Here is a 13,304-nt window from a genome sequence, read left to right as displayed (position 1 = left end):
TCCAGCCGCGTGATGGGTCCTTCTCGGATCCAGCCTGTCGAGCGCTCGAAGAGATCTCATCAGATCGCTCCGCCACGCGGGGGCTTTCCACAAATGACCGCGTCCTCCGCGACCCTCGCAAGCCTGCGAGCGGCCGCGTTCGGCGCAATGCGAAAGACTAGAGTTTGACCCAGTTCACCGACCTCGGCCTCGCCCAGCCGCTTCTGAAAGCGCTGGCCGACGAGGGCTATTCCACGCCCACGCCCATCCAGGCCCAGGCCATTCCCGGCGTCATGGCCGGCCGCGACCTGCTGGGCATCGCCCAGACCGGCACCGGCAAGACCGCCGCCTTCGCCCTGCCGATCCTCCACCGGCTGGCCGCCGACCGCAGGCCAGCGCCGCGGCGCGGCTGCCGCGTGCTGGTGCTCTCGCCCACCCGCGAGCTCGCCACCCAGATCGGCGAGAGCTTCAAGGCCTACGGCAAGCACCTCGGCGTCTCGGTCGCCGTCATCTTCGGCGGCGTGAAGTACGGCGGCCAGATGCGCGCCATGGCGCCTGGCGTCGACGTGCTGGTGGCCACGCCCGGCCGCCTGCTCGACCATCTCGGCGAGAAGTCGATCACCCTGCAGGGTGTCGAGATCTTCGTCCTCGATGAGGCCGACCAGATGCTCGACATGGGCTTCATCGTACCGATCCGGAAGATCGAGAAGTATCTGCCGCGCCAGCGCCAGAACCTGTTCTTCTCCGCCACCATGCCGGCGGAGATCGGCAAGCTGGCCGGCGAGCTCCTGAACCCGAACCCGCTGAAGGTGTCGGTGACGCCCCAGGCGACGACGGTGGAGCGCATCAAGCAGAAGGTCATCTTCGTCGAGACCGCCCGCAAGCGCGCCCTGCTGTGCGAGCTGTTCGCCGAGCCGAAGTTCAAGCGCGTGATCGTCTTCACCCGCACCAAGCGCGGCGCCGACCGGGTGGCCAAGTCGCTGGAAGCCGCCGGCGTCGAGGCCGCGGCCATCCACGGCGACAAGAGCCAGGGCCAGCGCGAACGGGCGCTGGCGGCCTTCAAGGCCGGGCAGGTCCGGGCGCTCGTCGCCACCGACATCGCCGCCCGCGGCATCGACATCGATGCGGTCAGCCACGTGGTTCAGTACGAACTGCCGAACGTGCCGGAAGCCTATGTCCACCGGATCGGGCGGACGGCGCGGGCCGGCGCCGACGGCTCGGCCTACGCCTTCTGCGCCGACGAGGAGCGCAATCTCCTGAAGGACATCCAGAAGGTCACGCGTCAGACCATCCCGCACGAGGATCGGCGCAACGACGGCGGCCTGACGGTCATGACCCGCGCCATGCCGGAAGTGGCGGCCGAGCGCCCCGAGCGCCCCGAGCGCAGCGGCCATCGCAAGGGCGGTCATCCCGAGCGCCGCCCCGAGGGCCGCAGCGAACTCCCGCCGGGCCTGCGCAAGCAGCGTAACCGCAACCGGAACGCCGGCGGCGGCCAGCGCCATCCGCACGGCCAGCGGACGGGTGGTGAACGCGCCTCGACCACGCCGATCGACCAGTCGCAGTTCAAGGGCCCGAAGCGCGAGCCCGCCAAGCGCTGGAGCCCCCTGGACTGACGCGAGGCGCGGCGGAGGGGCTCCGCCAGTCGGAGTCCCCCTCAGTCGCCTTCGGCGACAGCCCCCTCAGCGAGGAGGCATCCTGGATCCGTAGTTCCGCCCTACGACCGATAATCCCCGTTGATCGCCACGTATTGCTTGGTCAGGTCGCAGGTCCACATGACCGCCGAGGCGCGGCCGACGCCGACGTCGACGGCGACCTCCAGCTCCCGGTTCTTCATGTAGGCGCTCATCTTGCCCTCGTCATAGGTCGGCGAGACCAGGCCGTCCTGTGCGGCCACCAGGGGCCCGAACTTCACGGAAATCCGGTCGCGGTCGATCGGTTCGTCGGCGCGGCCGACCGCCATGACGATGCGGCCCCAATTGGCGTCCTCCCCGGCGAAGGCGGTCTTGACCAACGGGCTTTCGCAGATGGTCCGGGCGATCTTGCGCGCCGAGGCCGAGCTTTCGGCGCCCGTCACCGTGACCTTGACGAACTTGCTCGCCCCCTCTCCGTCGCGGACCAGCTGCAGGGCCAGGTCGAGCAGCACCGCCTCCAGCTTGTTGCGGAAGTCGGCCAGGCGCCGATCGCCGGCGCGGGTGACCTTGGGCGCGGCCGACTGGCCGGTGGCGAAGAGCAGCAGCGTGTCGTTGGTGGAGCGGTCGCCGTCCACCGTCACGGCGTTGAAGGTGTTGCGGGTATAAAGCGTCGCCAGGGTCTGTAGAGCCGTCGCCGAGATTGCAGCGTCGGTGACCACAAAGGCCAGCATGGTGGCCATGTCCGGCGCGATCATGCCCGAGCCCTTGCAGATGCCGGCGATCCGCACGGTCTCGCCCTCGATCCTCGCCTCGGCGTAGGCGCCTTTCGGGAAAGTGTCGGTGGTCATGATCGCCCGCGCCGCCCCGGCCCAGCCGTCCGGCGTCAGCCTGCTCTCCACCTCCGGCAGCCGCTGAACGATCTTCGCATCGTCGAGCAGCACGCCGATCACGCCGGTGGAGGCGACCATCACGTCCCGCTGGCGGCAGGCGAAGCGCTTGCCCACCGCCGAGGCCACCCGGCGCACCGCGTCGGCGCCCGGTTTGCCGGTGAAGGAATTCGCGCAGCCGGCGTTGACCACCAGGGCGCGCACGTCGGCGCCCTTGGAGGCGTCGAGCTGTCGCTTGCACCAGTCGACCGGTGCCGATCCCACGCCGTGGCGGGTGAAGACGCCGGCGGCCGCCGTGCCGGGCGCGAAGCGCATGACCAGCAGGTCCTCGCGTTCGTGCTTGTAGAAGCCGGCCCGGGCGGTGGCGAGCTCTACGCCCGCGATGGGCGGAATGGCCGGGAACGGCGCGGCCAGCGGGGAGACCGGGAGGGGCGCCTTGGCGCTCGGCGCCGGGTCGGGCGCCGGCGAAAACTGGCTGGCCTGCTTGTCGGCGCGCTTGAGCGCCGCCCGCTTCAGGGCCGAGGCGAGGGGGTCGAGCGCACGTTCCAAGGTCTGTCCCACCACTTCAACCGGCTTGGCGGCGACGCGCGCGGCCGCGGGCCTCGTGTCGGCCTTGACAGCCTTGGCCTTCGGCGAAGCAGGCTTGGGCGGGGCGGGCTTGCGGGTCATGGGGCGGGGCTCGTCTGCACGGTCTTCTCGGGCGCGGGGGCGGCGGCGGGCGGCGCGTCGGCCGGCTCCTTGGGCTGGCCAGGCACGTCCGGCGGGGCGGGGATCAGGGTCTGGATCTTTGCGCGGCCGCGCAGCTTCTCCAGCAGGTCGCGGATCTGGTCGTAGGTCAGGAACCGCACGATCTGCGGGCGGGCGGCCTCCAGCGCGATCGGCTGCTCGACGCGGCGATCCTCGACCTTCAGGAGCGCCCAGCCGTCCTCGATCTCAAAGGGCCCGACTACGTCGCCGGGCTTGGCCGACTTCAAGTTGGCGGCGTAGGCCTCTGGCATGATGTCGATGGTGAAGTAGCCGAGATCCCCGCCGTTGAACCGCGTCGCCGCATCGGTGGACCGTTCAACCGCCAGCGCCTCGAAGGAGGCGCCGGTCGCCAGCAGCTTCCGGACCGCCTCCGCCTCCTCCGGCGTGGCGGTGACGATCTGGCGGGCGCGGATCTCCTCCGACTGGCGGGCGAGCTTGAGCTGCTCCTGATAGAGGGCCCGGATCCGGCTTTCGCTGACCGCGCCGGACACCACGTTCTCCACCAGCATGTCGCCCAGGATCCGCTCCCGGGCGGCGGCCAGCCGCTTCTGGGCCACGGGATCCTTGTCGAGCTTGCGCTCCAGCGCCTCGGCGGCCAGCAGCTTCTGGTCGATCACCTCGTCCAGAACCCGCCGGAAGAGATCGGAAGAGACGTCCAGCGGCTCGCCCTCGCCGATCAGCCCCTGGGCCACGGCCTCGCGCTTGACGTCGGAGGCCCAGACCGTGCGGCCGTCGACCCTGGCCGCCGCCTGGTCGCCGGGCTCCGGCGGCCGCTCGGCGCCGCCGCGCTCGCCGCACGCCGCCAGCAGGCCACAGGCGGCGAAAACCGCGAGCAAGGCGGCGGTTCGGCGCCCGAGGTCACGGAGTCCGGCTGGGATCATCGGCGGCGAACCTCGACTGCGGAAAAAAGCGCCGGCGCGGCGTCGCCCGTCCCTAGCCATTTACGCTGCGGGATGCAAAGGTCGCGCCCGATCATTGCACCCGCCAGCCTCGGCGCCTGCGCGGGCCATTCTTTTTCGGGAGGATATTTTTCCATGCGTGAAGCCGTCATCGTTTCCTACGCCCGCACGGGCCTGGCCAAGTCCGCCCGCGGCGGCTTCAATATGACGCCGACCGTCACCATCGCCGCCCACGCGATCAAGCACGCGGTCGAGAAGTCGGGCGTCGAGAAGGACGCTGTCGAGGACGTGATCCTGGGCAACGTGGCGCACGGCTCGGGCAATCTCGGCCGCCAGGCCTCGCTGCTGGCCGGCCTGCCGATCACCACCTCGGGCGTGACGGTGAACCGCTTCTGCTCCTCGGGCCTCCAGACCATCGCGACGGCGGCGAACTATGTCCGCAACGACGGCGCCGACGTGGTGGTGGCCGGCGGGGTGGAGTCGATCTCCATGCCGAACCCGGGCGCCGGCGGCTCGGGCAACTTCGACCCTGAACTCACCAAGATGTACCCGGCGATCTTCATGCCGATGATCGACACCGCCGACATCGTGGCCAAGCGCTACAACGTCAGCCGCGAATACCAGGACGAGTACTCCCTTGAATCCCAGCGCCGCATGGCCGCGGCCCAGCAGGCGGGCAAGTTCAAGGACGAGATCGTTCCGATGAAGACCAAGATGAAGGTCGTCAACAAGGAGACGAAGGAAGAGAGCATCGTCGACTACGTCGTCGACCGCGACGAGTGCAACCGGCCCGACACCACGCTGGAAGGCCTCTCGAAGCTTCCTCCGGTGCGCGGCGAAGGCAACTTCATCACCGCCGGCAACGCCAGCCAGCTGTCGGACGGCGCCGCGGCGGTTGTGATCATGGAAGCCAAGGAAGCCGCCCGCCGGGGCCTTCAGCCCATGGGTGCCTTCAAGGGCTGGGCGGTCGCCGGCTGCGAACCCGACGAGATGGGCATCGGTCCGGTTTTCGCCATTCCGCGCCTGCTCGAGCGCCACGGCCTGAAGGTCGACGACATCGACCTGTGGGAGCTGAACGAGGCCTTCGCCTCCCAGTGCCTCTATTCCCGCGACAAGCTCGGCATCGATCCGGAGAAGTACAACGTCAACGGCGGCTCGATCGCCATCGGCCACCCCTTCGGCATGACCGGCGCGCGGCTGGCCGGCCACATCCTGCAGGAAGGCAAGCGCCGCGGCGCCAAGAACGTGGTCGTCTCCATGTGCATCGGCGGCGGCATGGGCGCCGCAGGGCTGTTCGAAGTTTACTGAGAAGAGCCCGGCCGCGGCGCCCATCAACAAGGGATAGCTGAAATCGCTCCACGCGATTTCAGCGAGGCGCGGCGGGGCTGTTCGAAGTTTACTAAACCGCCTTACAGCCTGACGAATTGGGCCCTCTCCTCGTGAGAGGGCCTTTTTGTTCCGCACCTACGCCGCGTTGACACTGGCATGGGCGCTGCTTAAGTCTCGCGCGCCCTGAAAGAGCGGATTTTCCGGCGGGCGAAAGCGCCTGCGCCGCTCCCCTCACGCCAAGTCGGACGTCTCCCTTTGAGCATCTTCCAACGGTTCTTCGGCTCCAGCAACGACCGCAAGGTCAAGGCCATGACGGCGCGGGTGGCGAAGATCAACGCCCTCGAACCCACGATTTCGGCGCTGTCCGACGACGAGCTGCGCGGCAAGACCGAGGAGTTCAAGGCGCGGCTGGCCAAGGGCGAGACCCTGGACCAGATGCTGGAAGAAGCCTTCGCCGTGGTGCGCGAGGCTTCGAAACGAACGCTTGGAATGCGGCACTTCGACGTCCAGATGGTCGGCGGCATGGTGCTGCACAGGGGCGGCATCGCCGAGATGCGGACCGGCGAGGGCAAGACGCTCGTCGCCACCCTGCCGACCTACCTCAACGCGCTGACCGGCCGCGGCGTCCACGTCATCACCGTCAACGACTACCTGGCCCAGCGCGACGCCGACTGGATGGGCCAGATCTACCGCTTCCTGGGGCTTTCCGTGGGCGTGATCGTGCACGGCCTCTCTCAGGGGCAGCGCCAACAGGCCTATCGGTCCGACATCACCTACGGCACCAACAACGAGTTCGGTTTCGACTACCTGCGCGACAACCTGGTCTACGACCCGGGCGAGATGGTGCAGCGCGGCCATCACTTCGTGATCGTCGACGAAGTGGACTCGATCCTGATCGACGAGGCCCGCACCCCGTTGATCATCTCCGGCCCCACCGAAGACCGCAGCGAATTCTACAAGACCGTCGACCTGGTCATCAAAGAGCTGATCCAGGATCCGGCGACCTACGAGCACGACGAGAAGCAGCGCCAGGTCATCCTGACCGAGGAAGGCGCGGAGAAGGTCGAGGAGCTTTTGGCCGCCGGCGGCCACCTGGAGGAAGACTCCGCGGGGCTCTACGACGCGGCCAACGTCTCGGTCGTGCACCACGTGAACCAGGCGCTGCGGGCCAACGTGCTCTACACCCGCGACAAGGACTACATCGTCCGGGCCGGCGAGGTGATCCTGATCGACGAGTTCACGGGCCGGATGATGCACGGCCGGCGCCTGTCGGAAGGCCTACACCAGGCCATCGAGGCCAAGGAAGGCGCCCACATCCAGCCCGAGAACCAGACCCTGGCCTCGGTCACCATCCAGAACTACTTCCGGCTCTACGAGAAGCTCTCGGGCATGACCGGTACGGCGGCCACCGAGGCCCAGGAGTTCATGGACATCTACAAGATGGACGTGGCCGAAATCCCGACCAACCGTCCCATCGCCCGGATCGATGACGATGACGAGGTCTACCGCACCGCGCGCGAGAAGAACGACGCGATCCTGAAGCAGATCGAGGACTGCTACGTCCGCGGCCAGCCGATCCTGGTGGGCACCGTCTCCATCGAGAAGTCGGAGCAGCTCTCGGACCTGCTCAAGGGCCACAAGTTCGAGAAGGACGGCAAGACCCACACCGGCATCCCGCACAACGTGCTGAACGCCCGCTATCACGAGCAGGAAGCCATGATCGTGGCCGACGCCGGCGTGCCCGGCGCGGTGACCATCGCCACCAACATGGCCGGCCGCGGCACCGATATCCAGCTCGGCGGCAACATCGACATGAAGCTGGCCAAGTGGCGCGACGAGCAGCGCGGCCTGGGCGTCGAGGTCACGCCGGAAGCGGCCCTGGAGCACCGCCAGGAGATCGAGGCCGAGATCAGGATCCTGAAGGAACAGGCGCTGGCCGCCGGCGGCCTGTTCGTGCTGGGCACCGAGCGCCATGAAAGCCGGCGCATCGACAACCAGCTGCGCGGCCGGACGGGCCGCCAGGGCGACCCCGGCCATTCCAAGTTCTTCCTGTCGTGCGAAGACGACCTCCTGCGCATCTTCGCCGGCGACCGGCTGGACGCGATCATGCGCACCTTCGGCGTCCAGGAAGGCGAGGCGATCACCCACAAGTGGCTGAACAGCGCCATCGCCACCGCCCAGAAGCGCGTCGAGCAGCGCAACTACGAGATCCGCAAGAACCTCTTGAAGTACGACGACGTCGTGAACGACCAGCGCAAGGCGGTGTTCGAGCAGCGCGCGGAGTTCATGAACGCCGCCGACCTCTCCGACGTCATCAAGGAGATGCGGCAGGACACCATCGAAGACCTCGTCACCCGTCACCTGCCGCCCAAGGCCTATGCCGAGCAGTGGGACGTGGAAGGCCTGACCGAGCGCGTGCGCGAGCTCTTGGGCCTGGACCTGCCGATCGCCGAATGGGCGGCCGAGGAGGGCATCGCCAATGAGGAGATCCAGGAGCGCCTGACGCAGGCGGCCGAGGCGCGCGCCGCCCAGCGGGAAGAGCTGATCAGCCCGGCCCAGACCCGCCAGATCGAGAAGAACTTCCTGCTGCAGATGATCGATCTGCAGTGGCGCGAGCACCTGATGCACCTCGATCACCTGCGCAACGTCATCGGCCTGCGCGGCTACGGCCAGCGCGACCCGCTGAACGAGTACAAGACCGAGGCCTTCTCGCTGTTCGAGAAGCTGCTGGTCGACCTGCGCCAGAACGTCACCCGCTGGCTGATGACCGTGGAGTTCCAGTTCGCCGAACCGGAGCCGCCGCCGGCGCCGCTGGAAGGCCTCACCGAAATCCACGTCGATCCGCTCACCGGCGAGAACGCCGCCCAGATGGGCGCCCTGCCCGACGGCCTGTCGGCCGAACAGCGCCAGGGCGTGCCGATCTCCGCCCTGCCCGAGGGCTGGGAACGCACCGGCCGCAACCAGCCCTGCCCCTGCGGTTCGGGACGGAAGTTCAAGCACTGCCACGGGGCGCTGGTCTGAGGCTGGTTGTCGTCGCGATCTAGGAGCGGCGGTTTGGCCTGCTTCATGGGAGAGCGATGATGGTACGATCTCAAGCCCTTCGAGGATTGCGCGCTTTCCTCGGAGCCCTGATCATCTGCGCTCCCACTATCGGATACGCGGCGAGTGGAAGCGAGGGCGAGCCATCCACAAGAATCCCAACCCTGCTGGGATCGGCGTTCCCGGGTTGGAAGAGAGTACCGAACGCGATCGATATGGCCCGCGCGGCGCCGCCCGACGCGATGCGGAACGGCATCTCAGGAACAACGATCCTGTTTTGCACCGTCACTGCCCGAGGAACTTTGAACGACTGCGTCGTGGATAGTGAGGAACACCCCGGAAAGGGCTTCGGCGAAGCCGCTCTCAGCTTGACTCCGAAGTTTCAGATGAAGCCCACGAAACCTGATGGATCGAGCGTCTCAGGCGAAACCGTCAGATTTCCGGTTCGGTTCGTGGCTCCGCGTTAGCAGCGTTCGCCCAGCGTCTCCTGAGGATCGAAAGCCGAGGCCGCCGCCTCGCCCTTGAGCAGACCCACGGGGCGCCTGTTGGTCGCGCCCCGCCGAGGACCGCAGGCGACCCATTGCCGAGAACAGCCCTCGCCCTATTGTCCCCACCGGAGGGCGAACGCCGGGGACGCGCCATGAAGAACGTGATCGTCTACCTCGTCGGTCCTCCGGGCGTGGGCAAGTACACGGTCGGCAAGCTCGTCGCGGAGCGCCTCTCGGCGAAGCTTCTGGACAACCACTTCTGGAGCAATCCGATCTTCGAGGTGGTCGAACCTGATGGGCGCCCTCTCCCAGCCGGGGTGTGGGATCGGACGAACGACGTGCTCTCCGCGGTGCTGGAGACCGTCGCGCGCTTCGGGCCGGCGGAACGCAACTATGTCTTCACCCATGCAGTCTCGGACCCGGGCGGCCACCCTCTCGACTGGACGATAGCCGGGCAGATCCTCTGGACCGCCGAGCGGCGGCGGGCGAGCTTGCTCGTGGTGCGTCTCGCGTGCAGCGAGGAGCAGCTTCGGGATCGGATCTCCAGCGATGAGCGTGGCCGGCGGTTCAAGACCACGGATGCCGAGAAGGCGCAGTCCCTGGCCTCCCTCGCCCCCTTTCCGATCAACCACGATTGGGTTCTCGACCTCGACACCAGCGACCTCGGCGCGGCGGAGACGGCGGATCGGATCGAGGGAGAGCTCCAGTCCCGGCTGAATCCCTAAGCCAGCCCCGACATCGCCGGCCGATCCTGGCCCCGTCCTTGCCCGCCTCCTCGGCGAGACGCTCACGAGGGGTGCGAGATGTATCGGATCGGAACATTCGACGGCGCACGGCTTCCCCGCCTGGCCGGCGGGCGGCGCGGCCGGCCGGTCCTCGATGCGGCGCGGCTCTTCGACATCCTGGCCGCCGCGGCCCTGATCGCCTTCCTGGCGCCGGTGATGATCCTGGTCGCCCTCGGCGTCAAAGCCCAGGACGGCGGGCCCGTGGCCTTCGGTCAGCTGCGCATCGGCCGCGACGGCCGGCCTTTTCGGTGCCTGAAATTCCGCAGCATGGTGATCGACGCCGAGGATCGGCTGGGGGGCCTTCTGGCGAGCGACGCTCAGGCCCGCGAGGAATGGGCGGTCTACCGCAAGCTTCGCCGCGACCCCCGCATCACCCCGCTGGGCGCCTTCCTGCGCAAGTCGAGCCTGGACGAGTTGCCCCAGCTCTTCAACGTGCTGCGCGGCGAGATGAGCCTGGTCGGGCCGCGACCCATCGTACCCTCGGAGGCCCCGCTCTACGGACGCTGGCTGCGCCACTACAAGGCGGTCCGCCCGGGCATCACCGGGCTCTGGCAGGTGAGCGGCCGCAACCACACCTCCTATCGCCGCCGGGTGGCGCTGGACGTGCTCTACGCCAGGCGGCGCGGCTTCGCGCTCGACCTGATGATCCTGCTGAAAACCGTTCCAGCCGTGTTGCTGACCGAAGGCTCCTACTAGAGCACCATGCGTCAGACAGAACCGTCTGCCCCCCTGAATCGTGCTCTAAATTCAAAAGTTGAGCGCGTTCTGATCGCAAGACTGGGGTCCACTTTTGCGAAACGCGCTCTGAACCGGCGACATGGTTAGCCGGCGTTAACCAATCGCTCAGCAAGCCGGCGCATCCTCCTTCTCCGGAGGATCCCATGCGCACAACGCCGCCGCTCCGCCTCGTGGGCTTCAAGGACGTCGAGCTCTCCGCCGACGGCAAGTTCATGAACGTCGTGTTCCTGACCGAACCCGGCGAAGGGGTCGACCTGACCATCCCGCTGGATGCGCTGGGCGACGTGGTCCACTTCCTGACCGTCGCCGCCGCCCGCCTGACCGAGGACGCCGCAGCCGCCGGGGTGGCGATCACGCCCGCGCCGTTCACGCCCGAGCCGATCCCGGTCCGCAAGATGGCGATGGCGCCGGGCGCCGGCCCCGGCGAGACCCTGCTGACCGTCCAGACGGCCGGCTACGGCCTTACCTTCGCCATCCCCGCCCCCGCCAAGGCCGCCGCGCCCGCCCGTCTGCCCGACGCCGCCTGAGCCCCCCGCTCTGGCCGGCGGCTTGCTGCCCGAAAGGCGAAGGTCCCGTCCTGGAACAGTCCGCTCGTGCGGACTCCGCTCCGGGGCGGGCGCCGAAGACGGGGGCAGACATGGTTTCCATCAGGATCGGTTTCGCGGCGTGCGCTTGCGCGTCCGCAATGCTGGCCGCCGGCGCCGCAGCCGCCCAGGATCGCCCGACCGCGCCGGATCGGGCCTTCGCCGCCACCCTCGCCTCGGCCTGGGAGGACGCGCTCGCCCGACGCGAGGCGGCCGCGCCGCTGCTGAGCCCCGAAGGCCGGTTGGCCTCGCAGGCCGGCTATGACAGCCTGACCCCGCCGGATGCGCCCGTTGAGGCCCCGGCGGCCAACGCCGCCGCCGCGGCGGTCGACGCCTCCGTCGCCCAGGACGCGGTGGCCCGGGTGAGCGGCGCCGTCACCTACGAACAGCTCAAGGCCGTCGGCAAGGCGAACGAGCAGGCCGCCCATCGCCGCCCGCGCGAGGCCGGACGCTGGGACCCGCCGTTGCAGGACGAGAAGGGCTACTACTTCGACATCGTGCAGACCTGGACCTATCGCCACTCGCCGCGAAGCGACGATGTCGGGCTCTATCCGCCGGAATATTACGCCGCCCTGCGCTGCCGCGCCGCGCCGCGCGCGGTCGGGCCGCTGGCCGACAACCCGAACTGGAAGCGCTCGGTCTTCTGGCGCGTCTGCCCCGATGAGACCGGCAAGTACCGGCCGACGATGTAGGAGCTGCGGAACCGCATTTTCCGCTCGCGCCGAGCTCGCTCTTCGGCCATCAGACCCTCCGGGCCGGCCCTCGGATCCTACGGTGAGGCGATGACCGACGACCTTACGACTGCAGCCGGCCTCGCGCCGGAGCCCGAGGTTTCGCTGATCGTCTGCACCCGCAACCGCGCGGCCAAGCTGGCGCCGTGCCTCGCCGCCCTGGCCGCGATCCGGCACGACGGCCCCTGGGAGCTGATCCTGGTCGACAACGGCTCAACGGACGGCACCGCCGCCGTGCTGGAGGCGTTCCATCGGGAGGCGCCCGTCCCCGTCCGGCTGATCCACGAGCCGCGGAAAGGCCTCGCCAACGCCCGCAACGCCGGTCTCGCGGCCGCCCGCGGAGCCGTCGCGGCCTTCACCGACGATGACTGCTACGCCGCGCCGGACCTCGTGACCCGGGCGGCCGAGGTCTTCGCCGACCCGGAGGTGGGCTTCGTCGGCGGGCGCATCCGGCTGTTCGATCCGGACGACATTCCGGTGACGATCATGGAATCGACGGTTCCCAAGCGTTTCGCGCCAGGCAGCTTCATCCGCACCGGCGAGATCCAGGGCGCCAACATGGCCTTCCGCCGATCGGCGCTGGAGCAGGCGGGCGGCTTCGATCCGCTGTTCGGCAGCGGCGCCTTCTTCCCCGCCGAGGACATCGACGCCGTCGCCGCGGTCAGCCGGCTGGGATGGGCCGGGGCCTACGACCCCAGGCTCGTGGTCTTCCATCATCATGGCCGGCGCGAAGCCGACCTGCCGCGCCTGACGGCCGAGTACGACCGGGGACGCGGCGCCTATCACATGAAGCTCCTGCTCGGGCGAGGCGCCGTTCGCGCCTATGTGCAGGCCCAGAAGACGCTGCTGCGCCGCATGCCCCGCGAACCGCGTTCGGCGCTACGCGAACTCATGGCCGGCCTCGAATACGCCTGGCGCTCGGCCCTGCGAAGCTAGTCGGCGAACGCCACGCCCGCCTCATTGGCGGCGGTCCAGACCAGGCGCACCCGTCGCGAGGCGCCGTCGGACTCCTTCACCAGGGTGAACATCGGCGGCAGGGTCACGGGCGCGCGGAACAGAAGGCGGGAGCCGCCGTCCGACCGGTCCTTGATCACGCAGGGCCAGGCCTCGCCGGTGTCGGCGACGACGCGCGCCTTATCCGCCGTGCGCACCCGAGGCGATATGCGGCGGTCCGCCGGCTCCGGCGCCGCCCTTCGGATCTTGGCCACGAAAACTCCCCCAAACCCTGGCCTTGACCTCGTAAGAGGGCTCGGCGACGGGCTGAAGCTCAAGCATGCCCGGATGGGCCTTACAGTGACGTTACCCGAGAACGCCAGGCGCCCCAACCGTCGCAATGGTCGCACGATGGCGCTAGCCGGGCCTTAAGAAATCGGAGGTATGCGAAAGGGATAGGTGGCCGGCGCCGCATCGAGGCCTGAAATCCGGTATAGTCGGCGCGAGGGACGTCTTGCATTTTCGGAGTATCGG

12 protein-coding genes are annotated in these 13,304 nt (G+C 68.7%); 9 read left to right on the top strand and 3 right to left on the bottom strand.

The window, feature by feature from the left end:
• Positions 1–164: 164 nt before the first annotated feature.
• Positions 165–1,592 carry a DEAD/DEAH box helicase gene (locus ACK41C_RS09275; RefSeq protein ID WP_409653063.1) on the top strand — a complete coding sequence of 476 codons (1,428 nt, stop codon included), beginning with the start codon at positions 165–167 and terminating at the stop codon, positions 1,590–1,592.
• Between the two features lie 101 nt (positions 1,593–1,693).
• Here ACK41C_RS09275 and argJ read toward each other — a convergent pair whose 3' ends face one another.
• A complete protein-coding gene (gene argJ / locus ACK41C_RS09270) occupies positions 1,694–3,166 on the bottom strand; it encodes a bifunctional glutamate N-acetyltransferase/amino-acid acetyltransferase ArgJ (RefSeq protein ID WP_409653061.1) in 1,473 nt (490 codons plus the stop codon).
• Complete coding sequence (locus ACK41C_RS09265; protein WP_409653059.1) at positions 3,163–4,125, bottom strand: peptidyl-prolyl cis-trans isomerase; 963 nt, start codon at positions 4,123–4,125, stop codon at positions 3,163–3,165. The genes argJ and ACK41C_RS09265 overlap by 4 nt, the downstream gene beginning before the upstream one ends.
• A 153-nt stretch (positions 4,126–4,278) precedes the next feature.
• Here ACK41C_RS09265 and ACK41C_RS09260 point away from each other — a divergent pair, with 153 nt between their 5' ends.
• The 8 genes from ACK41C_RS09260 (at position 4,279) to ACK41C_RS09225 (ending at position 12,773) form a co-directional block, all read left to right on the top strand.
• Positions 4,279–5,451, top strand: coding sequence for an acetyl-CoA C-acyltransferase (locus ACK41C_RS09260; protein ID WP_409653057.1), 1,173 nt, complete (start codon positions 4,279–4,281; stop codon positions 5,449–5,451).
• A 276-nt stretch (positions 5,452–5,727) separates the two neighbouring features.
• Complete coding sequence (gene secA / locus ACK41C_RS09255) at positions 5,728–8,493, top strand: preprotein translocase subunit SecA (RefSeq protein WP_409653054.1); 2,766 nt, start codon at positions 5,728–5,730, stop codon at positions 8,491–8,493.
• Between the two features lie 56 nt (positions 8,494–8,549).
• On the top strand, positions 8,550–8,978 hold the full coding sequence (locus ACK41C_RS09250; RefSeq protein WP_409653052.1) for a TonB family protein: 429 nt from the start codon (positions 8,550–8,552) through the stop codon (positions 8,976–8,978).
• A 173-nt stretch (positions 8,979–9,151) separates the two neighbouring features.
• Positions 9,152–9,724 (top strand): AAA family ATPase, encoded by a 573-nt coding sequence (locus ACK41C_RS09245; protein WP_409653050.1) that lies wholly within the window; start codon positions 9,152–9,154, stop codon positions 9,722–9,724.
• A 78-nt stretch (positions 9,725–9,802) separates the two neighbouring features.
• The gene (locus ACK41C_RS09240) at positions 9,803–10,480 is read left to right on the top strand and encodes a sugar transferase (protein ID WP_409653048.1); all 678 of its coding nucleotides are present in this window, start codon (positions 9,803–9,805) and stop codon (positions 10,478–10,480) included.
• Between the two features lie 185 nt (positions 10,481–10,665).
• Positions 10,666–11,049 (top strand): hypothetical protein, encoded by a 384-nt coding sequence (locus ACK41C_RS09235; RefSeq protein WP_409653047.1) that lies wholly within the window; start codon positions 10,666–10,668, stop codon positions 11,047–11,049.
• A 158-nt stretch (positions 11,050–11,207) separates the two neighbouring features.
• A complete protein-coding gene (locus tag ACK41C_RS09230) occupies positions 11,208–11,798 on the top strand; it encodes a hypothetical protein (protein WP_409653045.1) in 591 nt (196 codons plus the stop codon).
• A gap of 90 nt (positions 11,799–11,888) precedes the next feature.
• Entirely contained in the window at positions 11,889–12,773 is an 885-nt protein-coding gene (locus tag ACK41C_RS09225) for a glycosyltransferase (protein WP_409653043.1), read from the top strand.
• Here the strand turns inward: ACK41C_RS09225 and ACK41C_RS09220 are convergent.
• Positions 12,770–13,045, bottom strand: coding sequence for a hypothetical protein (locus ACK41C_RS09220; protein WP_409653041.1), 276 nt, complete (start codon positions 13,043–13,045; stop codon positions 12,770–12,772). The two genes, ACK41C_RS09225 and ACK41C_RS09220, sit on opposite strands and share 4 nt — an antisense overlap.
• Positions 13,046–13,304: the final 259 nt, after the last annotated feature.

It is taken from the genome of Phenylobacterium sp., assembly GCF_046290725.1.
Lineage (GTDB): Bacteria > Pseudomonadota > Alphaproteobacteria > Caulobacterales > Caulobacteraceae > Phenylobacterium.
Note: the sequence above shows the minus strand (reverse complement) of the source record. Positions and strands in the feature narration are given on the sequence as shown.

Coding starts and splice junctions, on each gene's coding strand:
- ACK41C_RS09225 (WP_409653043.1), top strand. CDS start 11,889: ATGACCGACGACCTTACGACTGCAGCCGGCCTCGCGCCGGAGCCCGAG.
- ACK41C_RS09245 (WP_409653050.1), top strand. CDS start 9,152: ATGAAGAACGTGATCGTCTACCTCGTCGGTCCTCCGGGCGTGGGCAAG.
- ACK41C_RS09230 (WP_409653045.1), top strand. CDS start 11,208: ATGCTGGCCGCCGGCGCCGCAGCCGCCCAGGATCGCCCGACCGCGCCG.
- ACK41C_RS09250 (WP_409653052.1), top strand. CDS start 8,550: ATGATGGTACGATCTCAAGCCCTTCGAGGATTGCGCGCTTTCCTCGGA.
- ACK41C_RS09240 (WP_409653048.1), top strand. CDS start 9,803: ATGTATCGGATCGGAACATTCGACGGCGCACGGCTTCCCCGCCTGGCC.
- argJ (WP_409653061.1), bottom strand. CDS start 3,166: ATGACCCGCAAGCCCGCCCCGCCCAAGCCTGCTTCGCCGAAGGCCAAG.
- ACK41C_RS09265 (WP_409653059.1), bottom strand. CDS start 4,125: ATGATCCCAGCCGGACTCCGTGACCTCGGGCGCCGAACCGCCGCCTTG.
- ACK41C_RS09260 (WP_409653057.1), top strand. CDS start 4,279: ATGCGTGAAGCCGTCATCGTTTCCTACGCCCGCACGGGCCTGGCCAAG.
- ACK41C_RS09235 (WP_409653047.1), top strand. CDS start 10,666: ATGCGCACAACGCCGCCGCTCCGCCTCGTGGGCTTCAAGGACGTCGAG.